Source organism: Salegentibacter mishustinae (genome assembly GCF_002900095.1).
In the GTDB taxonomy this organism is placed as follows: domain Bacteria; phylum Bacteroidota; class Bacteroidia; order Flavobacteriales; family Flavobacteriaceae; genus Salegentibacter; species Salegentibacter mishustinae.
Map to the genome: position 1 here is coordinate 2,540,436 of NZ_LLKN01000002.1, position 23,712 is coordinate 2,564,147.

The 23,712-nt window shown below is 37.7% G+C and carries 19 protein-coding genes; all 19 read right to left on the reverse strand.

The features are described from left to right. Positions 1-195: 195 nt before the first annotated feature. The 19 genes from APB85_RS14220 to APB85_RS14310 all read right to left on the reverse strand — a co-directional run bounded on the left by APB85_RS14220 (position 196) and on the right by APB85_RS14310 (position 23,612). Positions 196-1,209: a glycosyltransferase family 4 protein gene (locus APB85_RS14220; protein WP_057482081.1), complete on the reverse strand. Its 1,014-nt coding sequence runs from the start codon at positions 1,207-1,209 to the stop codon at positions 196-198. Then, positions 1,206-2,222, reverse strand: a complete 1,017-nt coding sequence (locus APB85_RS14225; protein WP_057482082.1) for a glycosyltransferase family 4 protein — start codon at positions 2,220-2,222, stop codon at positions 1,206-1,208. The genes APB85_RS14220 and APB85_RS14225 overlap by 4 nt, the downstream gene beginning before the upstream one ends. Further along, on the reverse strand, positions 2,179-3,540 hold the full coding sequence (locus APB85_RS14230) for an O-antigen ligase family protein (protein ID WP_057482083.1): 1,362 nt from the start codon (positions 3,538-3,540) through the stop codon (positions 2,179-2,181). Before APB85_RS14230 ends, APB85_RS14225 begins: the two co-directional genes overlap by 44 nt. After that, entirely contained in the window at positions 3,528-5,978 is a 2,451-nt protein-coding gene (locus APB85_RS14235; protein ID WP_063870584.1) for a glycosyltransferase, read from the reverse strand. The genes APB85_RS14230 and APB85_RS14235 overlap by 13 nt, the downstream gene beginning before the upstream one ends. Continuing rightward, positions 5,975-6,784 (reverse strand): class I SAM-dependent methyltransferase, encoded by an 810-nt coding sequence (locus APB85_RS14240; protein WP_057482084.1) that lies wholly within the window; start codon positions 6,782-6,784, stop codon positions 5,975-5,977. Before APB85_RS14240 ends, APB85_RS14235 begins: the two co-directional genes overlap by 4 nt. A 14-nt stretch (positions 6,785-6,798) precedes the next feature. Continuing rightward, on the reverse strand, positions 6,799-7,866 hold the full coding sequence (locus APB85_RS14245; protein ID WP_057482085.1) for a glycosyltransferase family 4 protein: 1,068 nt from the start codon (positions 7,864-7,866) through the stop codon (positions 6,799-6,801). Between the two features lie 36 nt (positions 7,867-7,902). Beyond that, positions 7,903-8,637, reverse strand: coding sequence for a hypothetical protein (locus APB85_RS14250; RefSeq protein ID WP_057482086.1), 735 nt, complete (start codon positions 8,635-8,637; stop codon positions 7,903-7,905). A gap of 61 nt (positions 8,638-8,698) precedes the next feature. Continuing rightward, entirely contained in the window at positions 8,699-9,679 is a 981-nt protein-coding gene (locus APB85_RS14255; protein ID WP_057482087.1) for a glycosyltransferase family 2 protein, read from the reverse strand. Beyond that, positions 9,676-11,517: an asparagine synthetase B family protein gene (locus APB85_RS14260; RefSeq protein WP_057482088.1), complete on the reverse strand. Its 1,842-nt coding sequence runs from the start codon at positions 11,515-11,517 to the stop codon at positions 9,676-9,678. The genes APB85_RS14255 and APB85_RS14260 overlap by 4 nt, the downstream gene beginning before the upstream one ends. A gap of 9 nt (positions 11,518-11,526) precedes the next feature. Beyond that, the gene (locus APB85_RS14265; RefSeq protein ID WP_057482089.1) at positions 11,527-13,062 is read right to left on the reverse strand and encodes a glycosyltransferase family 2 protein; all 1,536 of its coding nucleotides are present in this window, start codon (positions 13,060-13,062) and stop codon (positions 11,527-11,529) included. Positions 13,063-13,409: 347 nt separating this feature from the next. After that, a complete protein-coding gene (locus tag APB85_RS14270) occupies positions 13,410-14,402 on the reverse strand; it encodes an N-acetylneuraminate synthase family protein (RefSeq protein ID WP_057482090.1) in 993 nt (330 codons plus the stop codon). A gap of 95 nt (positions 14,403-14,497) precedes the next feature. Continuing rightward, complete coding sequence (locus APB85_RS14275) at positions 14,498-15,367, reverse strand: class I SAM-dependent methyltransferase (protein ID WP_057482091.1); 870 nt, start codon at positions 15,365-15,367, stop codon at positions 14,498-14,500. Positions 15,368-15,421: 54 nt separating this feature from the next. After that, a complete protein-coding gene (locus tag APB85_RS14280) occupies positions 15,422-16,510 on the reverse strand; it encodes a glycosyltransferase family 2 protein (RefSeq protein ID WP_057482092.1) in 1,089 nt (362 codons plus the stop codon). Continuing rightward, positions 16,510-17,655 (reverse strand): glycosyltransferase family 4 protein, encoded by a 1,146-nt coding sequence (locus APB85_RS14285; RefSeq protein WP_057482093.1) that lies wholly within the window; start codon positions 17,653-17,655, stop codon positions 16,510-16,512. Before APB85_RS14285 ends, APB85_RS14280 begins: the two co-directional genes overlap by 1 nt. A gap of 3 nt (positions 17,656-17,658) precedes the next feature. Then, the gene (locus tag APB85_RS14290) at positions 17,659-18,537 is read right to left on the reverse strand and encodes an N-acetylneuraminate synthase family protein (RefSeq protein WP_057482094.1); all 879 of its coding nucleotides are present in this window, start codon (positions 18,535-18,537) and stop codon (positions 17,659-17,661) included. Beyond that, positions 18,524-19,687: an acylneuraminate cytidylyltransferase gene (locus APB85_RS14295; RefSeq protein ID WP_057482095.1), complete on the reverse strand. Its 1,164-nt coding sequence runs from the start codon at positions 19,685-19,687 to the stop codon at positions 18,524-18,526. The genes APB85_RS14290 and APB85_RS14295 overlap by 14 nt, the downstream gene beginning before the upstream one ends. A gap of 97 nt (positions 19,688-19,784) precedes the next feature. Further along, complete coding sequence (locus tag APB85_RS14300; RefSeq protein ID WP_057482096.1) at positions 19,785-21,248, reverse strand: hypothetical protein; 1,464 nt, start codon at positions 21,246-21,248, stop codon at positions 19,785-19,787. A gap of 29 nt (positions 21,249-21,277) precedes the next feature. Next, complete coding sequence (locus APB85_RS14305; protein ID WP_057482097.1) at positions 21,278-22,327, reverse strand: class I SAM-dependent methyltransferase; 1,050 nt, start codon at positions 22,325-22,327, stop codon at positions 21,278-21,280. Positions 22,328-22,355: 28 nt separating this feature from the next. Beyond that, positions 22,356-23,612, reverse strand: coding sequence for a glycosyltransferase family protein (locus tag APB85_RS14310; RefSeq protein ID WP_083482217.1), 1,257 nt, complete (start codon positions 23,610-23,612; stop codon positions 22,356-22,358). Positions 23,613-23,712: the final 100 nt, after the last annotated feature.

Sequence of the window (23,712 nt, forward strand, 5' to 3'; positions counted from 1 at the left end):
AACAAGGTTTAAGAAATAAGAGGCGGGACTAAAAAAGAGGAGGAGCTTTTAGAGATGACCCTGAAAAAGATAATGCATTCGTCATTGCGAAAAAGGTACGACTGAAGCAATCTTTTCAATTGGAAACCTTCGCATTAAAAAGATTACCACGCACCTATGTCGCTAGAAATGAAGAGTAACAGTGAAAATCATCAATTAATCGAGTAAAACTTCCTTCCACTCCTTTTTCACTATTTTCCAATCAAATTTTTTTGCCTGGTTACGAGCGTTTCGGCTTAGGTTTTCCGCTAAATTCGAATTTTCTAACAGGGATTTAATAGCATCTAAAATTGCCAATTTATTTTTAGGCGGAACTAGCAGGCCGGTTTCTTGATCCTTGACCAAGTAGGGAATTCCACCAACATTAGTGGAAATAATTGGAAAGCCTAAAGCCATCGCTTCAATTAAACTTACCGGGGTGTTATCCACATTCGTAGTATTTAGAAAAATATCATATTCCTTTGAAAGATCAGTCCATTCCTGCTTAGTTAGTTTCCCTGTAAACTTTACAGGCAACTTATTACTTTCAGCATAACTTACACATTCTTTATAAGATTCATCCTTTTGTGGCCCCACCATACAAAGTCTTGCATCGGGATATTCTTTTGATAAATCCTCTAACACGTTAATCGCCAACATCGGATTATAAATTTCGGCAAAAGCGCGCACCCAAAGCAATTTAGGTTTCAAGTTTTTTCTTGCTTTAAAAGTATAGTCTTTCAGAAAAATGGAATTTGGGATATATTCAATATTTTTAAATCCTGCTAGTTGAAATTCTTCAAATAGATAAAGTGAAGGCGCAATATTCAGTTTTGCTTTTTTAAATAGAGAAGCTGATAATTTTGGAATATTTTTTAATCTTTCAGGGAGACCTCCTCCGTGAAGTAAAAGGATATAATCCAGATTCAATTTACTGCAAAGTTTTGCCGTCAGTACGGCGTACCAAAAGTTCCGGGTGCTATAGGTATCGATAAGCACCACATCTGCCCAGGATTTATTTCTAATTATAGAAGTCATCATCTCAGCTAACCTCAGCAACTGATTCTTTTTAGCAGATGAAGTTCTTACCGGGAAACCTTCTTTCCTAAATAATGGGGCTAAACGATCTATAGATGTGGGGGCACCTCCTCTAAGCTCCAGTACATTGCCGATATAAAGCAGATTTTTCATGAGTTTAAGACCTCATCCCAAGCGGCTTTCACTTTTTTCCAGGCAAAGGCCTCTACTTTATCACGGGCATTTTTAGCAATCACTCTTGCTTCTTCAGGCTGTTTGATGAGTTTATCAATTTCTGAGGCCATGGCTTTAGCGTTATTAACCGGCACCAATGTACCATCTGTATTATTATCAATAAGCATTGGCATACCGCCTACATTGGTAGAAACTACCGCTAAGCCAAGGCTCATGGCTTCAATAACACTAATGGGAGTATTATCAATATTGGTGGTATTGATAAAGAAATCGTAGTTTTTGGAAAGTTTAGCCCAGTCTTTTTTCTTCAATTTCCCCGTGAATTTCAGGTTGAGTTGATGTTTGGCCGCGAATTTTTTACAGGTTCTCATAGTCCCGTCTTTATCGGGCCCAACCATACATAATTCAGCATTGGGATAATCCTTCTTCAGCAACAATAAAACCTCCAAAGCCATCACCGGATTGTATCTTTTTTGAAACCTTCTTACCCATAATAATTTAGGAGCAAAATTTTCTCGCTTTTTAAACGGATAATTCTCCATTTGAATTGCATTGGGAATAATCCTGGTATTATTAAAACCTTCAGCCTTAAAAATATCGTACAAAAATTTAGAAGGCGCTATATTGATTTTCGCTTTTCCAAAGAGACTCTTACTGTATTTTTTGGAAGCGTGTAAGCGTTCCGGAAGGTTCCCACCGTGTAGAATTGGTATATAGTCCAAATCGTAAGCCTGGCAGGTTTTAGCCACTAGATAGGCGTAGTAAAAGTTCATCGCCCCATAAGTATCGATAAGCACAACATCGGTAGTTTTATGATAGCGCACAATGAGTCCAAGCATTTCGATTAGACGCAGGCCTTTGTTGCTTCGGGTAGAAGCCGTTTTCACCTTATAACCTTCCTTCCGCAACATTTTGCTAAAAAAAGATATATAGGTTGCCGTAAAGCTGTTAATCTGTAAGTCGTTTCCTATGTACAGGATGCTTTTTGTCATCTACTATATATAATAAGGCCAATCCATAAACAAAGCCCGGTAGGGCAATTCTCATTGCCGAATGATTAATGGTTAAAAACCAAAATGCTAAGAACGCCAAAAAATAATAATTGTTCTTAAACTTTGTCCAGAAAATTATAGGGACTAAGATAAGAATAAGAATAGCAACAAGCCCCAGAAGGCCATGTTCTGATAACATTCTGCTAATCTCATTATGAGTGGCAATCGATATATCCTGATTTTCCAGTCGGTACTCATATCCCTTTCCAACACCTATACCAGTAACCGGATGGTTTAAAAAAGCTTGTAGTTCTGTTTCTACCAGTTCAGCCCTGCCTGTGGTTATATCTTTTTTCAATTGTCCTGCTGCATTCCGGTTAGTATAGCGATTACCTAATAAACCTCCAGTTTGGGCCAAAGAAAATAACCATATTATCAAGCTTGCAACTCCAAGGAGGAGGATCTTAAAGTTTAAACGGTATTTTTCCCGAGAGCCTTTCTTATAATATAGAAAAACAAGGAATGCGACAATACAAACAATAGCTGTAAATACGCCTCCGCGGGAAAAAGTGATTAAGGCTCGATACCCCATCATACCCAGTAAAACAATATCTATAAGATTTATAAGCTTATGTTTGATAATAAATAATCGCATAGCCAATAAAACAGCGCCAAGACCAAAAACCGTAGAAATCTGATTGGGGCCGTACCCCCCCGTAGCAACATAATTCGCTTGAAGGTTGATTCCCACATCCACCATATTGGGAGTATAGAGATATAAATAAAACATATGTGCAATTAGAGGCATCAATAAAAAAGAGATCACTGCTTGAAAATCCTTTTCCCTAATCTTTTTGTAATAACAATAAATTGCTGTGATCCCCAAAGCAACAGGACCGCTTAGATTAAATGCAACCAATTTTCTAATTTCAGCTTCATAGCTCATAGTTATAGATGCAACAACTACTCCCGGGATAAGGATTAAAAGGTAAGTCCAATAAGGCGAGGTACGGGATGAGGTGCCTTTAAAGAACATGCCTATCAAAAGGAAAATAATTACCATATATTTCCCGGTTTCATAAAAAAACATTGCATCAGTTTGCCGGAAAAAGACTTCACCTCCCGCGATATAAGCAGCCCCCATAAGAGCTTCATTGTTATTGTTTTCCTTTACTATAGTTAAGAACAGGAAGTAAACAATAACTCCTAGCAGAATAAATGAAGATGAAGGACGAAAGAAATATACAGACAGCGCCATCCCTAAATGGATAAGAACTAACTCTATATAATTAAATTGATATCTACTTATGCCAGCCATTTTCTGCTTCTCAAGTTATTATAAAATTTTAGAAAAAAAGGAAGCACCTCTTCCTTTGAATAAGCTTTTTTGACCCTATTCTGCAAGGATGTGGCATCGCGTTCTCTACTTTCCTTATCTCTATAATATTCCTTAATAGCAGCAACAAGCGCGATGGGATTACCCGCAGACACCAGTAAAGCATTCTCATCAGTAACCTCTTTGCACTGGCCAACATCGGTACAAACCACCGGTAAGCCTGCAAAGGCATATTCCAGCAAGGCTAGCGGTAGTCCTTCGGAACGGGAACTCAGCACCCCAAGATCAGCCTGTTTCAATAAGCCTGAGACTTCGGGAAGGCTACCATAATAATAAATTTTCTTTTCCGAATTGAATATTTTCTCGCGAACTTCTTTCGAATAAGCTGTAACCGGATCTATTCCAATAAGATGCAGACTAATTCCATCTATGTTGAGCTTTTCAAAAGCCGTAAGCAGGTTCAAATGGTCTTTCTGAGGACGGAGGTTAGCTACACAGACAACTTTAAAATCGTCGGAACTACCTTTTAAAGTCTCTTCTGAATTCGCATCATTATGAGTACAAATAAAATTATTAAGTTTTATCACGGTTCGGGACTTTAATCGTTTTCTAGCCCAGCCTTTAAGATCACTGTTTACTGAAATTATTCCGTCGAAAAATCGGGAAAGGGGCTTTAATAATTTAATATCCCTTTGCTCCAAATGTTCCGAATTCCCATAATGATCGTGCCAGATCAGCTTTATTTTTAATCCAGATAATTTTAAAAGCACAGCCCAAAACCAGGAAGTCCCATGGGCGTGAACCAGTTCTATTTGTTCTTTTTTCACAAAGCTTTTTAACTTCAAAAATGCCCGCACATCGATACTTTTTTTCTTATTTAAGAATAAATATCGTACTTCTTCTTTAAGCTCCTCTTTTAATAAGCCTTCCTCCCGGGTACAACATAAATAAGAAGTTACTATCTCTGCTACTAACGAATTCGCAAGATTAACCGCCATCCTTTCCGCTCCGCCGGGGTTTAGGGTATCGATAAGTTGTAATACCCTTAGTTGTGTGTGGTTTGTTGTTTTTTGTTTTTTGATGTGGGTTGTTTGTTCTGAGTTGTCGGTTTTCAGTTGTGGGTTTTCGGTTATTGAGTTTTGCTTTCCTAAAATATCGTGAATTGCCTTTTCGAATTTTTCTAAAGTATATTGCTGACTCCATTTCTGAGCAGCAATAGACATTTGCTTTAACTTTTCTGGATTTTTTATAAGGCTAATTATTACTGCCAAATTTTTTTCAGAAAAACCTGTTCTCGATATATCCCAAATCCCGTCAGAACTCTCGAACTGACGGCCTTTCTGAAATTTAGCTGGCACTTCTTCAATCAGAAAATTTTCTTTATTATCTCTTCTCTCTTCTCTTTTTTCTGTATTCTTTTTTCTTTTTTCTATATCCGAAATTATTATACCACGCTCCCCGTAATTTAACATCCAGGGCACACAACTAACGGGTGTAGCTATGGGAATACAACCATACCACATCCCTTCTGCCAGGGCTTTAGGCCAGCCTTCACTTTTTGAAAGTAAAACAACAAAATACGCTTCTCTATAAGCCTGCTTTAGTTCTTCAAGGCTTTTACGGTCGTTTAGAGTTACGCAATTTTGAAGTTTTTGTTTTTGAATATACGATCTTAGAGAATCCTCCAGAACTCCGTCACCATAGATATCTAGTTCTGAAATGACTCCCTTATTATTTAGGCTTTCAATAAAATCAATAGTCTCAAAAATTCCCTTGCCTTTTACCAGGTTTCCAGTAAAGATGAATTTATATGGCGAGCTGAAATCTTTTTGAACCCATTCTCTATCCTTTTCAGAAAAACTTGCGGTAAAAAAAGGAATTATATTACCTGACTGATTTGGCCAGACCCCGTATACTAATACCTTGAGCTTCCGGCTCAAAAACGTATTGCTTAATATCCATTTCTGAAGCCTGTAGCTGAGCGGTTGCTTGGCATCGGGATCCCAGTTCCCCGCGTATTTAACCGATTTGGGTTTCTTCGGAAAAAAGATCTGGGCAATAGCGGCAAGTAATCCAATATTCCCGGGGCATCGCAGATGCAAATGATCGGCACGGTGCATTGCCCCCATTATTCTGAAAAAAATCACCGGTATTTTAAAAATTGCGGTAAAGATATTTTTAATACCAAGTAGATTAAAAGATGGGATAGCCGTAAAAGTCAAATTTTCGTGAAGATAGGGATCCTCCATTCCCCTGGTCTCCTGGTCCCCAATTCTCCTTTTCTCCTCCAAAGCCGCCACAACTTCAACTTCTTCTGGATATTTAAACCACAAATTCATCTCACGCACATAAGGACTGTAGGCATAATAACGACCCTCAAATCTATGATGAATCACGTGAGTAAAAATGGCAAATCTCATTTTGCAGGTTTTTTAGCCATGCGCATACTTAAATGCATACATGAAAACATATGTTCATCAGAACTGGCAGACATATCCCAGTCCTCCTGATGCCAGGCTCTGGCCGTTGTTAGTTTTTTTTCTTCAGATAGCGGCAAAAATCCAATAAGGGCACTCCATTTGGTCTTTCCAAGCACAGCCCTGCGCTCCTTTATTTCAAATGCCATTTTGAACTTATAATATGTTTTTTTGGAAAAAGGCCACTCCCAATCCCGGTCGCTTTGGAAAGGACGGTAGATGTTTCTTAAGAACTTTATAGGCTTGCTGGTTTGAAGTGGATCATAACTAATAATCTCGCCCCCTGCCACAAGTTTTTCCAGCAATGTATTTATTAATTCATCTACATCTTTAAAATGATGTAAGACCCCATAGGCATAGATCAGGTCGAAATCTTTTTCTTTAAATTCTTCCGATAGAAAATCCATCACCTCAGCCCTGGCACCCGGGATATTCTCGAGTCTTCGGTTAAAGAGGGCAATGCCTTTAGGGCTAAGATCTATTCCCAGATACTCCTTCGAGTGCTGGGCGAGATGCATACTCAAAACATTTCCTGCATAACACCCAAGGTCCAGTACCTTTTTTTGTGAAAGCTCTCCAAACCAGCTTTTATGCAAATCGTAAATATCCTGTTCTACACCAATCTGTTTCTTAAGACTGTTCAAAGCGTTATTCCTAAAATAAGACCAGATCTTACTGGGTAAATTCTTATCAAAATTTTGATAAAAATCTCTTTGTCGCTTATTTATTTCCTCTCGTTCCTTATTCATTTAACCGGAAAACCTTATTTAAAGATAATAGATTGCTCAATAAAATTATCAACTACATTATTTAATTCATATTTCCCCAAAAACCTTTTATAAGCCTGTTCCGCAAGTTCATCTCTAAATTGCGGTTGTTCCAATAATCTTAGGAGTTGTGATGCCAATTCCTGATGATTTCCCGGCTCAAATAATAGACCGCTCACCTCATCCTCTATAATTTCGGCTATCCCGGTCGTATTAGAACCGATAACCGGGGTTTGCACCGAAAAACTTTCTATCACCACATACCCAAAAGCTTCATAATAAGAAGGAACAATACTGCAAAAGGCTGTGGAAAAGGCTTGCAAAACATAATCTTTTGATTGATTCCCTACAAATTGAATATTCTTCTCCAGGTTTAATTGTGCCGTAAGTTTATTCAACTCCAGCAGAAGCCCCTGCTCATCTTCTCCTCCAATTACTTCTAAAAAAACTTTTGGATATCTTTCCTTAAGAATTCCCAAAGCTTTCAGAAGCACTTTAATCCCTTTAACGCTATGTAATCTCCCGGCATAAACTAATTTGTTTGGATTAGTTTCACTCTCAATCAGGGGGTCATTTACGGCGTTGGGAAGAACTTCTATTTTGTTATTCTTTATATTAAAGGCGCTGATGACATCTAACTTCGCCGATTCTGAATTTGCTATTATCCTGGTAACCAGAATGAATAGGTTTTTTTTCCGCCAGAATAGGAATCGCTTAAATTCTAATTGACTTGTCAAGGTATGATACCAGGCCACCCGGTGCTTTACCCCCATTAAAAAGCCTGCCAGAATAAAAAGATTAACAGCTCCGAAGCTCGCGATTAAGATTTTAGGCTTATACTCCCTGATATTTTTTACTAAAAACCGGAAATCGGCAAATTTTGTAGGTCTTCTGGACGGCCATTCCAGAATGCTTATCGATTCATCAAGGAGTAGATCATGAGCTTCAGTGGCATAAGTAAAAATAATTACGTGATGAGTTTTTGATAGTTTATTCGCCAGGCTTACAAAAAATTCGGCAACCGAAGAATTCTTTAAAGTAAAAGCTATAAAAACTGTTTGCATCGGTTATCAATTAATCATTATTCATTTGAAAACACCTCATTTTAAAATCTCCCGATAAGCGATAGGACATAGAAAATGTTTAAGCTGTTTGACGAAAATTATTAAATTCCCGTGTTTATATGGTATGCCAAAACCTCCACTAATTCCTTTTATTCTCAAGGGTTGGGAGAATTGTCTATAATCCCCCTTCCCTTTGAGTTTAAAATCCATAATTGCCTGCCATAGGGCTTTTTCAAAAGAGAACCCCAAATTAATGGAATTTCCGTTTTCCTTAAGATAAGGCCAGAATTCCTTTGTAAAAAGAAAACACCTGGAATCCATTTTTAATCTTTGGTAAATATTACTCATCACTAATTTATTATTCGATGAGATAAGCTTTTGAGCAGGATTTGCTAACTTATTAATATTCAAAACCTTTAATCTCCCGGTTATTTTTACGATTAAACTGGTACCCTTAATAAATCTTGATTTTCTTAAAGTATAATCTATAATTTCTAACTCTTTCCAACCTTTCCCTCTATCGGGAGAAGATACCGGAGATTGAAAAGTTATAAATTCCAACCTCTCCGACCCTGGAAAATACTCAGCCAGGGAATATCCGGAATTTTCAGAAAAAACAATTTTATAAGGGGTATTAGCTAAATAAAATGAAATTGCTTCCAAATATTGCTGCTTTCTGATTTCAGGATCCTTCACCGCCAGGACATCTGAAGAGTTTCTTTCAATAGTCCCGGTTAATAATAAGATAATTTCTTTGTTAGCAGTAAGCATCCTTGTAAGTTATATTCCCGCCTATGCGGTTTCAAAAATAGTATAAACAAATACTAATAGATCAATTTGTTTTTATTACTTCAATTAAACCTTTGAGTCTCCCCCGGGCATCATCAAACCCACTTTTATCTTTACTAAAGCCATTTACAAATCTAATGATTAACAATAAGATATGTATTGCCCAGAATTTAAAGGCTGCTTTAAAAGAGGGATTGGGATTTTTCAATTTCCATACGTGATATCCATTCTCAACAACCATTCTCCCATATTTAATATAATCGGGCCTACCGGCTTCATCATGAAGATGCTCTACTTTTGCAGCCGTATTCACATATAATTGCCCAATTGCGGAGGCTCGTAAACAAAAATCCAGGTCTTCATACAAACCATAACCTATAAATTTTTCTGAAAAATTTATTTCTGAAAAAAGCTCATGCTTATAGGAAGCCACCCCTCCCATAAAGAATTCTACCGGGTAAATCTTTTCCGAAGGAGGTAAGAATCCGGTTGAAAAACCGTGGGAGAATTCAGGCATGAAGCCCGGTGGTTTACCTGATAATAGCCCTAATCGTTTTCTTAAAACATTTCGTTGTCCCAGGGGTCGGGCAAACCCATCAAATTGAAATTCATCAAACTTGATTTTATAGTTCCCCGATACCTTTTTCCAGACAATATCATCCTTTATTCTACCACCAATTCCAATGGCCCCTGGATGTTTAATATAGCTATCAACCAGATTCTCAAAATAATCAGGTTCAAGTACTATATCATCATCCAAAAAACAAAAAACATCCATATCGGAACTTGAATGTTTTACCCCAAAATTGCGCTGGCGGGTTAATCCGATATCATCTTTTCCTACTTTGTAATATTTTAAACTAGGGTAAGGCTTTTTCTCAAATAGCTTTTTCGTTAAATCATCGGGAGAAGCATCAATGACAAGTATTTCATCAGGATATAACTTTTGCTCCCTAACCGATTCTAAGAGTCGCTCTATGGCCTGGCTCCGTTGATATGTACAGATGATTAGATTAAATTTCATTCGTCTTTGAGGGCTTTTAGCAGGGCTAATTCTGCATTTAATGCTGCAGCATTAATTATATTGATATTACTAAGCGGCCATTGCTCCAGGTCTCTACGTTTGAGAGCTCCATAAATTACAGCATTTGTATATCCTTCTCCTAAATAATTTTTCTCGAAGTAAGACCATAATTTTGCCTCCATTTTCGGCTGCTGATACACTTCTACCCAATTAAAAGATTTTAATACCCGGTATCTCTTCTTTGGGTTACCAGATTTCATTACTCTCTTTATAAGAAAATCATCTATTTCCGATCTTAAAAACCATATAGGAACTTTAAATATCTCTGGCGAATTAAAAGGCACGAATGGAATCTGGCTGGTAGGTTCGCTCGCTCCCAGTTTTAATTCCTTAACCGAGGCAAACAAAGATTTTATATACCTGCCATTCAGTCTAAGATTTGGATGAAGATTGCTGGTTAACCGAAGAATTTGAACAGACATCGGAACACAAAAACTTTTAAAATTGGAATTTAAGATCAGTATCTGTTTCCCCATCGGAATTCGGGAATGAGTAAACCAGGTAAATATCTCGGAAACCAGTTCCAGATAAGGAAGATTATGCTGTTCAATTCTTAAAAATAGTTCTTCTAGATCTGCAGTAATCTCATTGTTTATTTGTTCCTCCGTAAGTTGCACATTTATCCGGTTGAGATGCTTTTGTGATATCAAACCGGTATATTTACTTATGACACCATCTTTCCAATCCTCAAATTTCTCCCTGGTATTTTCAGTTAAAGGATATTCCTTGCGTCCCAGGTAATACTGCTTAAAGTTTTTCCAGTTTTTTTTCATCGGAAGGTTTCTTCCCTGCAAGGATTCCGTCATATCCCCTACCAACATGTTTTCCCTGTTCTCTATCTCGTGCTCCTCTAAAATTTCAAGCCAATGGTTTAAATAAATAGCCTCTGTTTCAATAGTATATTTTTCAAGGACTTCCTTCCCAGGAAAATTCAATTCCGGCTGCGAATAACTTCTGAAATTGGCGTCATATAAACCAGCAATGCGTTTTGCTATAAGGCTTTCATAATAATCCTCCTGCCCGTATGTGTGACAGAATAATTGTTTTTCCCTGGGGACACTCCCCATAATCAGACGGCTATCCATTCCTCCGCTTAAGGCAACATGAACGTTTTCTTCTTCTGCCAGGCAATATGACACTTCCTTTTTAAAGGCTTTCCAATATTTTAAAGGAGCGACACTATCAGAAAGTTGCTGGTATAATTCATTATCATATTTTCGCTCTCTTATCTCTCCAGATTTTCTGAATCTAATCCATTCTCCTGGCAGAAGACGCTTTACATTTTTTAATAGAGTTCTAGACCCGATATTCGCAAATTCAGGGCAATATGTGCGTTGAAATAAGCCAACCTCATCGACTGATGCTTTTGATACCACCCCCAGCCAAATGAGACTGTTAGAGATATAAAATTCATTTTCCCCCGCAAAGTAATAAAGAGGATACACTCCTATTGCATCATTGCAAACAACTATTTCCCCGGTTTTTTCCTCAATTATCGCAGTGGAAAAAGATCCACTTATCGAGTTTGGGACGGGCCATTGTTTAGTAATTAAGCCGATGGCATTTTCAGTTTGAGAAGCTACATCCGGCATTGCACAATTAAAATCCCGTATATACCCATCTATAAAAGACCTAAGCCCCTGCCCACTGTAACCGCTGGTGTCTTTTTCTGTGACAATACTATATGGCCCTGCAGTTCCTGCCTCAACCTGATATTTCAGTTCCAGTTTCTGAAAATCATCTTTTCCAGGGCTTCTTTGACTGATTAAAAACTTCATCCCCTAAAATTATTTTAGCAAGAGTTTTTTAGCCCAATCTTCACTTATATTCCAACGTACCTGCATATTCCTCCAATATTTTATGGGGTTAAGGTTTTTGCCTAAGTCATAATTCCGCAGAAAAAGTTCCGTTTTAAAGCCCTTCATCTGCTGGGGAGTAAAATATTTTTTAGCAAAAAGCATAATGGTGGGTGCCGGCTTAGGTTCATCTATTTTCCACGGCGGCAAAGAAACATCCCTAAATCCACCCCTGGGCGCTTTTAGATGCAGAATCTTGAATTCAGGATGATAGATGATATCACAACCGGCCATGCGCAATTGCATGCCATATTCCATATCTTCCCCATAGCCATGATTAAAAGCCGGATCAAATCTAATTTTTTTAGCCAAATCTCCTCTAACTATACTATTGCCGGCACCAAAGGTCCCCCATTGTTTTCTTTTACCAAAAAATAAAGTTTCCCCCTGCTGGATATAATTAAGCGTTAAGCAGTCTATGTTAAAGGACCTCATCTCTTCCAATGAATCTTCTAAGACCTCAGCTTCCATCCTATTGTCATCGTCAGCAAAAAACACCCAATCGGCATCTACTTCTTTTAGGGCTATATTACGAGCGGTACAAGCACCGGTTTTATGAATAAAATGATGAACGATTTCAAAAGGCCAGGTATTTGAGCTTAGCTCTCGTAATTCTGTTTGTGATTTGGGGTCGGGATTTTGCTCTACCACAATTACCTTTTTCGGCAATAAGCTTTGTTTTTTCAAATCATCTAAAACCTGTAACAAATATTCTCTTCGCCCCAAGGTAGGTATGATTACATCAAGACTACCCGGTTCAGTGATTTTTTTTATCTTCTTTTCAACTGAATCCCTTAGGTTAATTTCTTTTAGGAAATACTTTTTCCTGAAAAATGAACGCAACAGAGATAAAAGCGGAAAGGAGTGCTCAAACTTTATAAAATACCAAAATAACAACCAAACCCGAACTGTTTTATAATGCATATATACAAACGAGAAAAGCTCTGAAATGCCCGTAACCGGCTGAGGTATATGTTGCTTTACCAGGCTGGCCTTGAAGAAACACGGCTCTGAATAACAGAATAATCCGTTATGCTGACCGGATTTAGCAATTGAATTTAATAAAAATCCAAAATCTTTTATTTTCCCAAAAGACTTTCGGAAATTCAATAAAGTTTTTCCTTTTATACCTCCGGCATCAGTACTCATTCTCCAGGTTCCGTAACGCACTTCCTGGTTAACATTTATTGAGGGATACTGATCAATATAACCTATTTGTTCTGGAAAATACGAATGCTCCAGGGCATAAGAAGCCATGATTAAATCATGCGGAAATATTTCCTTTAAAAGGCTCCTGTTAAATTCTTCAACATAACTTTCTTCACACCAACATATCAATTCCTCAGGATACTGTTTCGCTAAATCCCAAAAAATCCTGCAAAGATCAGCTTCCTTTACCGCCAAACTATGCTCTTTATAGTAGACACGGACAAGCCTGGCAGCATGTTGATGGATGATGAGGAGCATAGGTGATTTTCGGGTTTGAACAAATGTAAATAAATTAGACGTTAGTTTTAGTCGGTAGTCTTTAGTTTTTGGTAGCAGTCAAATCTAAATTGAATTTAGTAGTCATAATTTCTCCCGTTGACTTCGGGTGGTTTTTTCCGGAGCGGAGCGCAGGTAAAAAATTGCATTGAGAAGTCTTAGGTATTTGTACTTCTCTCCTGTTCTCGATACACCTTTGCTTTGCTATCGCTCTACAAAGACACTAGAAACCAACGATTTGTAGATTAATAAATTGATAGCACTTACGTTGACTGCGAATGATCCCGATGTAAATCGGGAGTGTAGCGAGAAGTCTGGGCGTTCTAAAATCAAATGAAATCCTCGTTCAAAAACTCCCACTGCTTCATATTATTCTTAATTTTCTTACCAATCAGCTTTTCGAATTGAGAGGCATTTATGCCAGCGCCTTTAGGTTTTTTCGCTTCGAGATCATCAAAAGTCAGTTTGTGGCCTGCGGGAAGGTCTTTATTTACTGCTAAAGATTTTTCAAAAATATCCTTCAAGTCTTTATACCGGAAATTATCTGATTTATCAACGGGATGTTCAAGAGAAGTTTCAATATTCCTTACCGCCTTCACCAGGCTTTTGATCTCATCGATCTCCAGGGACGAAGTGGCATCAGGGCCAAAGCTTCGGCGGTCGAAGACTGCATGGAATTCCAGGATCTCAGCGCCCAAAGCAGTTGCGGCGATGCAGGTTTCTCTTTTTGCGGAATGATCGGAATAACCTACCATCACCCCGTAACGTTGCCTAAGTTGTGAGATTACATTAAGTCCGTAGTCTTCCGGCTTTGTGGGATAAGCCGTGGTACATTGAAGGATGAAGAATTCCACCTTTCTTTTCCTCAGGAATTCAACAGTTCGATCCAGTTCTTTAAAAGAGCTCATCCCTGAAGAAAGAATGACCGGTTTCCCGGTTTTAGCTATTCTTTCAAGCAACAGGAAATTACTAACCTCCCCCGATCCAATTTTATATCTTTCTACTCCGAGCTCTTCCAGAAGCTCAACTGCAGCATTGCTGAATGCTGAAGCCAGGAACTCCACTCCCTTTTGATCACATCTTGCCTTAATTTTTTTCCATTCCGCCAGGGTAAATTCCATCCGCTTCCAGTAATCAAAACGGGTTTTATCCTGCTGACTAAATTTTACTCTGAAAGGTTCAAATTCACTGCTTTCGGCCTCCGCAATATGCAACTGGAACTTCACGGCATCCACCCCGGTATCTGCCAGGGCATCAATATAAGATAAAGCCAAGCCTAGACTTCCTTCATGGGCCTGGCCCACCTCAGCTATTATAAACATATTTTTAGGATTTAAAATTAAACTTCCCTTTTAGAGAATGTAACGTATTCAAAACAGAAGGATGAAGTTTGTCCAGGTTTTGCCCAAAAGAACTTTTATACCTTCAACACCACATTAATAGATCCGGCTGTTAATTCTTCATCTGTAAATTTCTTAAAATCTTCGTGAATTGGAACAGCACTAAACTTATTAAATGTTTTAGCACTGGGTTGATCATATTCCACATGCAAGAGCTCCAAGCCAGCTGCCTTAAAAATAGCTAAATATTGCGGAAGTCTCAGGCGATTGTGGTAATCAAATTTGGTTTGCTTCTTTTTCCATTCGGCTTCACTGTATTGTAAGAAGTCCTGCAGACTCAAATTCTTATCCACATAAGCGCGATGATCGCTAGGAGAAATCAGGTGTACAATTAAACTCCCCGGTTTTAAGCCTCTTCTAAATTTTTTATGCATTAACGTGAGGTCTTCAGGCTTTACATGCTCCAGTACAAATCGAGAAAAAATAAGGTCTGTTTCAGGTAAGTCGGCAGCTATCAGGTTAGTATTGGGGTAATACGCAATATTTTTTGGCATTTGATATGCGTTTTTAGGTTCCGAAGTGATCCTGATCCCGTATTCCGAAAAGAAAACCTCGTTCAACCTATAGACGCCCTTCTTATTAAAATGCCTATTAAGATCGAAAGTAGAGACTGATTTCGCTCTTCCCTGGAAAAGCATAAAGTAAGGCATCACCGGTGCCCATCCCGAACCGATTTCTAAAATATTTTTGCCTTCTAAGGATAAGCCCTTTTCCTGTAATAATCTTTGTAAAACTCCAAAACTGGGCTTGTTGGTTTTTACCCGCTGTAACATATTCTCTCCATTAACAGCGTCTTGAATTTTATGATAAAAATAAAATCCCTGTTTTTCAGGTAACAGATTTAATATGTGTAATAAGCCTTCTTTAAGTTTTAATTTTAAGGACATTCAATTCATTTTATAAATTCTTCGCTCGTAAGGAATCACCAAATTTATTTTCAATCAAACTTCTAAAATGAAGTCGATCCTTTTCAAATCTTTCCCCAGCCTGAAGGAATAATTATGATCTCTGTAATTATAAAGGATCTCCTTTAGGACCATATCATTAACTTCCTTCATAGAGATATAGGGCTGCGTCTGCTTGCCCAGGCCTTTTTTCAACCTGTGTTTTAAAGAAGTATAAAATTCGTCTTCAAAAAACTCCACCTGAACCACTTCTCCTTTTCGGGAAGGTAATTCTTCTCTTAAAAAATGTTCTACCCGGGCAAGTATATTGGGAATTTCAAGATTCATATCCGGATTCTTTAAAGCTTCTGATCTTTCCGCAGCTATAAAGTTCCCCATTTCCCCCTGCCTCAGAGGTTTTATAATTCCCCGGTCCCGGTTGCGTTCAAAATGCCGTTGATTAATGCGCATGATATATTTTACCCTTGGATTTCCTGTGAGCAATTTATCTTCAGTCCCTGAAAAACTTTGGTGCCAGTTATGGCAAAAATACTCTTCCTTTCTTTGCTCTTCCTGATACCCCGCATTTTCCAATCGGACAAAAAGATCTTCGTCTTCGGATCCGTAAAAATGAAAAAACTCATCCAGGCCGTTCACCTTCATCAGGCTTTCCCTGGAAGTCAGAATCATTCCATTCACCTCCCCAACCCGGGCGGACTTTAGATCGCCAAATTCATAATTCCCTGAAAGCTTCTGTGATTCTGCCTTATCTAAATAACCAAGTTGGAATAAATAAAATTTATCCGGGCTCTGGAGCTTTTCCCATAAAATAGATGTTTCAGGATGAAAAACAAGGTCAATATCTGCAATGAAAACGTAGTCTCCTTTCGCTTTTGTAATCCCAAAATTAAGGGCTTTGCTTTTATTCCATAAGAGCTGCGGTACTGCTAAGTGATAAAAGCGAACAAAAGGAAATTCCCTTTCAAGCTTTTCCAGTTCTTTTACAAGCCCTTTCTCGCTTCCATAATCTACAAAGATCACTTCAAAATTCTGAAGTTGTTGTTTCCGCAGGGAGTCAAAGGAGATTTTAATCCTTTCAGAATCCCGGTTACGGTGGGCAAATAGTATTGAAAACACTGGCTCCATTACAGATCTTTCTCTATTAATTCATAAGCTTTTAAAACCCGGGCTTTAACCCGTTCTCTTTCCAGCTTCGGTTTGATGTTTTCTGAATTCCAGGCAATAGCTTTTCTTCTAAACTCTGGATTGAACAAAGCCTCCCTTATTAATTCTGCAATTTGGCCGGGATTCTCAGGCTCCTCAATTAGGAGTCCATTTTTTTTATGTGTTATTACTTCTGCGGTAGCTCCTCCGGGATTAGACTGCATTGGAAAAGCGCCCATTATAATTGCCTCCAGAAGGGTATTAGGCATCCCATCAGAACTACTATTCCCGATATAGATTAAGGCCCGCCCCATCAATTCCATTAGGTTTTGGTAAGGTAGTTTTCCATATACTTCCAAATTTTTAAATGCTTTTAAAGAAGAAGACCCCACAAATTTAAATACTTCTGGTGCAGCTCCAAATACAACTATCCGGTAATCTTTTAAATGCATTTCTAGTTTTTGAAGCGCCTCTAATACAGAAATACATTTTCCGTGTAGCCCCTGATAGCCCTTTATTAGAATCATACTTCTGTTTTCCTTATCCTTAATAAAAGGGTCCAAACCTCTGAGATCAAAACCGCCTCCACCCGGAAAAACTCCGAGAAACCTGCCTTCAAAACCATGTTCCTGAGCAATGCTATAATCTCTCTGGCAATCGGCAAACATGTAATCCATCTGGGCTAGGGTTTCTTTCATATCCTTAAGATGTTTTGGTTGGTGTTGATAATAATACATATCACTGCCCCAGGCGGTGTAGGCCCATTTGAGGTCGAGAACCTTTTTCATCACCGGTAAGGCAGGCGCCCCTCCAAGATACATCACAAAACTATGGACTACATCAGGTTTTATTCTCCTAATTTGCTCTTCCAGTTGTTCCTGGAAATTGCGTTCATTGAAAATATTAATGAGACGGGTTATATCAGGAGTTTTACTTTTAAGGAAATACCTACCGGGATAATCCCATTTATATCGCCATCCAAGGATCTGCTCAACAAAATCTATCTGCTTAACTTTGGATTTGGAGTCGTATACATCCAACCAATATACCTCATGCCCAGAATCTCTCAACTGTTCGGTCCAGTTAAAGAAATGTGGCGCGAAGATGGAGAGCATTAAGATTTTCATTAATTAAAAATCAGTTCTGAATTTCAATTTATCCCTTTGTTCCTCCTCAATATCTAAAATATCTTTTTCTTTATAGGACAATGCATCATATACCGCCCAAAGATCGCGGTTGAGTTTCCGCAAACCGGCGGGCTCAAGTGAAGCCGCATGATCTGTACCTCGCCAGGTTCGATCTAAAGTAAAATGTCTTTCTACAACAGATGCTCCTAAGGTAAAGGCTGCTACATCTACTGCTATCCCCAAATGATGTCCTGAAAACCCAATTTGTTTAAAAGACTTGGCATATTTATTCTTCAGCTTACTAACCTCTAATAAACATACATCCTTAAAAGGCACGGGGTAACCTGAGGTACAGTTATACAGGATCAGATCCTGATTTCTGTTTTTTTCCTTAAAAAGATCTACGATTAAAGATATTTCCTGGGGAGTGGTCATTCCAGTCGAAACATGAATTTCACCCTTATAATTGGCACATAACCATTCTAACATAGGGTAATTATTGTTGCAGGCTGAAGGAATCTTTATAAACTTAGGATTTAAAGATGCTATCTCTCTAGCCGATGTCAGGTCCCAAACTGAAGAGGAATAGATTAGCTCCATTTCCTCACAATATTCTTTTAGTTCCCTATGTTGTTCGATATTAAACTCCAGAAACTCGCGGTGTTCCCCATAAGTATCTCCATAGGCGTTGATGGGGTTAGGATGTGGTGCCTCAAACTGTTCTTTACTTAACAATTCTCTATTACTGCGCTTCTGAAATTTGACCGCATCAACTTTGCAAAATATTTTAGCAACCCTAATCATTTCTTTAGCGATCTCGAAATCACCTTTATGATTACAACCTATTTCGGCTATAACAAAGGGAGTATTATATTCTTTCAAATCGTTTATTATATTTAGTTATAAACCGGCAGGCTTCCCGGATCGCTCCCGAACCGGAATCGGATGTTAAAATTATATCTGAAATTCTTTTTATTTCTTCCATGGCATTATTAGGACATATAGACCAACCTGCACCTGCCATACAAGTCATATCATTAACATCATCTCCCAGATATGCGATATTATTTAAGTCAATATTCTGAGTTAGGGAAAGATGTTGCAGCATCCCCAATTTATCCTTAACCCCTAAATAAACTTTACCAATATTCAGTTTCTTCATTCTGGCAGCAACCAGGGCTGAATTCTCTGAAGTCATTACAGACACCTCAATATTATCCTGTCTCAAAATTTCAAGCCCCATTCCATCCCTCATATCAAATACCTTGGCAAATTCTCCATTTTCAGAATATAATACTCTACCATCTGTAAAAATACCATCAACATCTAAAAAGAGGTGAGTGATCCTTGAAGGATTCCTTTCCGACTGAAGTCTTTGAAGTAAAAGGTTTTCAACAATATTCCAATCTGTAACCGAATCAATTTCAGTATAAGAATCCTCAGGCATTTCTATAAGGCCTATATCTCCGCTAATCCTGCATTTACTTTTCCGTAGTGCCTTACTGGTGGTACAGTAAATAGCACCGTTTTCGACCAGGGTGCCTTTAAAATCCTGACGCCGGGGTCGTTCCCGGAAGTCATAATTGATTGGCTTACCATCTTTATCCCAAAAAAATCTTTGAGTTCTAACTACACTTAGCGCTGAATCCATACCGGATTTAATTTCCTCTAAGGTTTTATTGATTTCTATTCTTGTGGTGAAGGGCGAGGTTGCCTGTAGCAAACAAAAAACATCAAATCCATAAGAGATTTTCTCGCTAAATTCCAGAATAGCAGTTTCTGTTGAAGCTTCATCAGTAGCGCTTTTAGCGCTTCTTTGCAGAACCTTTATTTTGGAGTTCCAGGAATATTGTTGGCTTATAAATTTAATTATCTCTTCATCATCGGTGTATACAAAAACCTCATCAAGTGTCGAAAACGCTGCCTCTGTCAGCACCCAGGAAAATAAAGGACGGCCTAATAATTTACGCTTATTTTTCCCTTTAATTCCCTTGGAATCTTTTCTAAGAGGAATAAAACCAATTGACTTCATGAAGTATTTTTAAGACTAATATAAGATTTATACACCGGGAAAATCAATTCACTCCCGGTATTTTAGTGTTTATCCAAATTCAAAAACCATAACTACTTTATTCCAGAGGCTTTGGAACCTCCCGGATTTCTCTTTCTATATTCTTTTCAGGTAGTTTCTTAATAATATTGAAAAATGATTCTTTAAATCCTGCCTCGTCCGGATTCAAATAATAAACCGAATTATCATCAATATACGCACGAAAAATCTCCTTACCAGATTCATGAATTATGAGACTTGGTATATTCAACATCCCGGCCTCAAGCACACAACCTGAAAAGTTTGTTATGTGAAGTTTAGCACCAGATAAAGCCTCGGGCAAGGGGGTATTTATGGCATCCTGAATCTCATAAATATCCTTGTGGATTTTATTCCGGTTCAAAAAGAACTTAAGTTCCTCTTGCGTGAAGTTACTTCTTGGGTGCATTCTTAAGTTCCATTTCAATCCTGATTCTCTAATCAGGTTCAGCAGAGCACCGGGAAGCATCTCCTCCAAACTAAGTGTTTGGAGACTAAAAAACATTTTTTCGTCCTTCTGCCGGAATAATTTCTTCTTTTTAAAATAAGCCAGGTAAGGATGCCCAACATTTTTAACTTCTATAAAACCTGTTTTTCGAGCCCATTCCTCAATATTATCCCTTGATCTTTGGTCCCAGGTCCAGTATTCTAGGGGCATTATATTATAAGGCCTATCGGGATGTTTATTCCAGGCCGTGTATGCCATATGCACATTGGTTTGTGGACCATGCTGGAAGTCAATCGTTTTTACTCCAAGTTCATGGGCAGCCAAAAGTGCGGCCGCCAGGTCATCGTAGCCGTAATAACTAAGGAAAATAATTTTTTCTGGTTTTGTTTTTTTGAAAAGTCTAGAAAAGAAGCCTTTCGTATGGTTTATCTTTCGGGCCCATCGGGTCAGGGCCTGAATGGAGATATTTAAATTTTTTGCCCCCGGAAAATCATTGCTTAACTCTTCATAAAAAGCTTTATAGTCTTTTAATTCTATATTTTCTTTAACTGGTTGAGAAAATAACTCATTCAGTTTATTAAGCAATTTATATTGATCCAGATATTGATGAAGAGGTAGGATAGCCTTTTGGTTAAAATTCTTGTCAAAAAGTTTCTCAAACTCGATTATATATACTTCATCCTGGAGTTGATATTCCTCAATCATAGGATCAAAAAAGCGATTAAAATACACTCCCTCGTGCCTGGTACGATGAAAATGGGACCCGAAGAATAATATCTTTTTTGGTTTGAGCTTTTTATAGAATTGATGTAAACCAAACAAGGCTTTCATTATAGCCCCGGGAATTTTAATTAACCTTCTTATTGCCAAATGTTTTTTGTTCTTTGCACTATAAGAATTATTTATTTCAGGCTTATCAGTATCAAGATTCAATAATAAGAAGTAGAGTTTAATCCGAATATGAGGCCATACATCTACCCCTTGAATCTGCCATTGATTCACGGGATACCTCTGTTCTAACTCTAGGATATATTTCTTAATTTCCTTATTGGACATACTTCGAATCATTGCAGGACTTCACTTGGTTAGGGTAGACTCTGGTGTTTCCATTTTAACAAACGACATCTAATCTTAACTAAAATATTCTTAATAAAAAGATAGAATTTTCTTTTTATTACGGAAAAACTGAATTGTTTTTTATTCCAAGCTCTTTCGGTATTTTCAAGATAAGAACCTATCTCTTTAAAATCATTCTGAAAATATTCCTTTGATTCCGGTTCTTCCCTTTTCACAAATACACTTCTAATAAACTCATCTCCTTTGATAATTTTAAAATCATTTTTATACATCAAATTCCTCAGGGTGGTAAGACTAAAATGAAAAGTATGAGCATTTTGAAGATAATGCAGAAAATTAAAGTTATAGGAAGCATGAATATTTTTTATACCCGGAACTTCTATATATAACAAAGTATTCTTAGTACACACTGATTTTAATTTCAAAAGTTCTGCTTTTATATCAAGTATATGCTCCAAGACGTGGGAGTATATAATTATATCAGGAGTAAAATCAGAAGGAACATCTCTTAAAGTACCTTCAACTAAATTAAGGCCTAATTTCTCTCTACCATATCCAATATAATTTGCATCTAAATCAACTCCTAAGGTCTCACATCCCGCATTTTTAAAATAAGATAAAATACCTCCTGCACTACAACCTATTTCCAGAACTTTTACTGGTCTATTCTTAATTTTTATAAATTGTTCTAAATAAGAATAAATTTTTTCACCTCTTGCTTCATTAATTTTTAGATTATCCAAATTGGGAACTTCCCTACCTGAATATAATCTTCTGTATTCCAATGCGTAAAAATTATTATAAGCATCCTGGACCATGCGAGGGCTTGTATAAACCAGACCACAATTTTCACAAACCCTTACTGTATAATGTAAACCATATCTGTCTTTTTCAGAAAGTATTCTACTTTTTATAGAATTACAAACCTGACAGCTTACATTTTCGAAAGGGTAACTACCAAATTCAACTTTATCTTCAATCTCCTTTTTTGCTCTTTTTTGAGTCGAGTTTAGATTAAAAATAGATTTTGTGTTATGTTTTAATCGGTTTGATAACATTATTGCAGAAATATTAAATCCTGATAATTTAATTAATTAATTCGTTCAATTGATTTAAACTTGAAGCAGATAGGTACTCCCTTAAAAAAGAATAATCACACCCCATAAACATCTGGTTATTAAGCCACTTAAAATAAATTTCACCTATCTGCTGAGTGATTTTCTCCTCATTATCTATCTCACTCCACCAGGGGTAATCAGCTCCAAGTAATCTCCTGGATTCACTATAATAAGGCCCCAACAACAAGATAGGTTTTCCAGTTTGGATACAATGCGGGAATTTCCCCGGCAGGAAAGGACTGATTGGCCCCTTAGCTTCCAGGATCACATTAACTGCGGCATTTTTCTGAATGGCCTGAACCTGGGTAAAAGGCAAATAATCATCACTGCTATAAAACTGCGGTATTTCCTTTTTAAGTTCTTCAAACTCCGGGGTATATTTTGATTTCTTACCAATAAAAAGAAGCTGACTATGTTCAGCCGCTTCCGGTACTTCTTTCAGGAATTTTCTAAATGCTTTAATCAATCCCATCGGGTTCCTTGCGTTCATTAAGGCTCCTGCATGTACAATAGTAAAAGTATTTTTTTTAAAATACTCTGGTAGTTCCGGAGAATCAATCTCCTCTTCATCAATCTGATGCGGAATTATCACCGATTTCCCCTTTAAAGGAGGGAAGTAGCTCTCCATCCACCTTGCAAGTAATTCGCTGGGATAAGCTGCAAAGCAGGCTTTTTCTGAAACATTGAGAAAGAATTCTCTCTTTTTTTGATGCCCGGGTTCCACATAATCATAAGGCCGGGGGTATGAAGCAAAGGGATAAGGATCGTGAATATAGGCCATCCACTTTGAATGCCACTTCGGAATTTTCAGAAGTGCATGGTGCGGCCTAAAACTGGTTCCTTTACTTAAGCTTAGCACCAAATCGGGCTCGAATCCTTTGATTTTATTTAAAGCGGCTAAAATACTGTTGCGATCGTTGAAAAGCGTAAAGGAAAACCCCAGGACTTGCTCGATGAGTTTATATAACTTTAAATTAAACCAATACCGTAAATAACGTTCCGTTCTGCTTAGAAAAAATAAGATAGTTTTTCGGTTCTCTTTGATAGAATGACAAGGGATGCCATCCAGCTGAATTTCTTTCCGGGTATAATGATACACAATGACCTCGAAGCCCGATTTATGCAAGTTTTTTATGAGGGCGACCCTGCCTTTTGTGCCACTACTATCCTCTAAATCTATAGATTCTGCAACAACGAGTATTTTTTTGATGGATTTGTCTTTCAAATTAGCCCTGCTTTGGGGTAAAGCTATTACTTCTGAATAGAATTTGCAACACCACTTCTCTTCTCCATACAATTCCGTTGCTCTTCCTAGAAAATCACTC

Excerpts from the sequence above, each read along its gene's own strand:
- APB85_RS14220 (WP_057482081.1), bottom strand. The coding sequence starts at position 1,209 with ATGAAAAATCTGCTTTATATCGGCAATGTACTGGAGCTTAGAGGAGGT.
- APB85_RS14225 (WP_057482082.1), bottom strand. The coding sequence starts at position 2,222 with ATGACAAAAAGCATCCTGTACATAGGAAACGACTTACAGATTAACAGC.
- APB85_RS14230 (WP_057482083.1), bottom strand. The coding sequence starts at position 3,540 with ATGGCTGGCATAAGTAGATATCAATTTAATTATATAGAGTTAGTTCTT.
- APB85_RS14235 (WP_063870584.1), bottom strand. The coding sequence starts at position 5,978 with ATGAGATTTGCCATTTTTACTCACGTGATTCATCATAGATTTGAGGGT.
- APB85_RS14240 (WP_057482084.1), bottom strand. The coding sequence starts at position 6,784 with ATGAATAAGGAACGAGAGGAAATAAATAAGCGACAAAGAGATTTTTAT.
- APB85_RS14245 (WP_057482085.1), bottom strand. The coding sequence starts at position 7,866 with ATGCAAACAGTTTTTATAGCTTTTACTTTAAAGAATTCTTCGGTTGCC.
- APB85_RS14250 (WP_057482086.1), bottom strand. The coding sequence starts at position 8,637 with ATGCTTACTGCTAACAAAGAAATTATCTTATTATTAACCGGGACTATT.
- APB85_RS14255 (WP_057482087.1), bottom strand. The coding sequence starts at position 9,679 with ATGAAATTTAATCTAATCATCTGTACATATCAACGGAGCCAGGCCATA.
- APB85_RS14260 (WP_057482088.1), bottom strand. The coding sequence starts at position 11,517 with ATGAAGTTTTTAATCAGTCAAAGAAGCCCTGGAAAAGATGATTTTCAG.
- APB85_RS14265 (WP_057482089.1), bottom strand. The coding sequence starts at position 13,062 with ATGCTCCTCATCATCCATCAACATGCTGCCAGGCTTGTCCGTGTCTAC.
- APB85_RS14270 (WP_057482090.1), bottom strand. The coding sequence starts at position 14,402 with ATGTTTATAATAGCTGAGGTGGGCCAGGCCCATGAAGGAAGTCTAGGC.
- APB85_RS14275 (WP_057482091.1), bottom strand. The coding sequence starts at position 15,367 with ATGTCCTTAAAATTAAAACTTAAAGAAGGCTTATTACACATATTAAAT.
- APB85_RS14280 (WP_057482092.1), bottom strand. The coding sequence starts at position 16,510 with ATGGAGCCAGTGTTTTCAATACTATTTGCCCACCGTAACCGGGATTCT.
- APB85_RS14285 (WP_057482093.1), bottom strand. The coding sequence starts at position 17,655 with ATGAAAATCTTAATGCTCTCCATCTTCGCGCCACATTTCTTTAACTGG.
- APB85_RS14295 (WP_057482095.1), bottom strand. The coding sequence starts at position 19,687 with ATGAAGTCAATTGGTTTTATTCCTCTTAGAAAAGATTCCAAGGGAATT.
- APB85_RS14300 (WP_057482096.1), bottom strand. The coding sequence starts at position 21,248 with ATGTCCAATAAGGAAATTAAGAAATATATCCTAGAGTTAGAACAGAGG.
- APB85_RS14305 (WP_057482097.1), bottom strand. The coding sequence starts at position 22,327 with ATGTTATCAAACCGATTAAAACATAACACAAAATCTATTTTTAATCTA.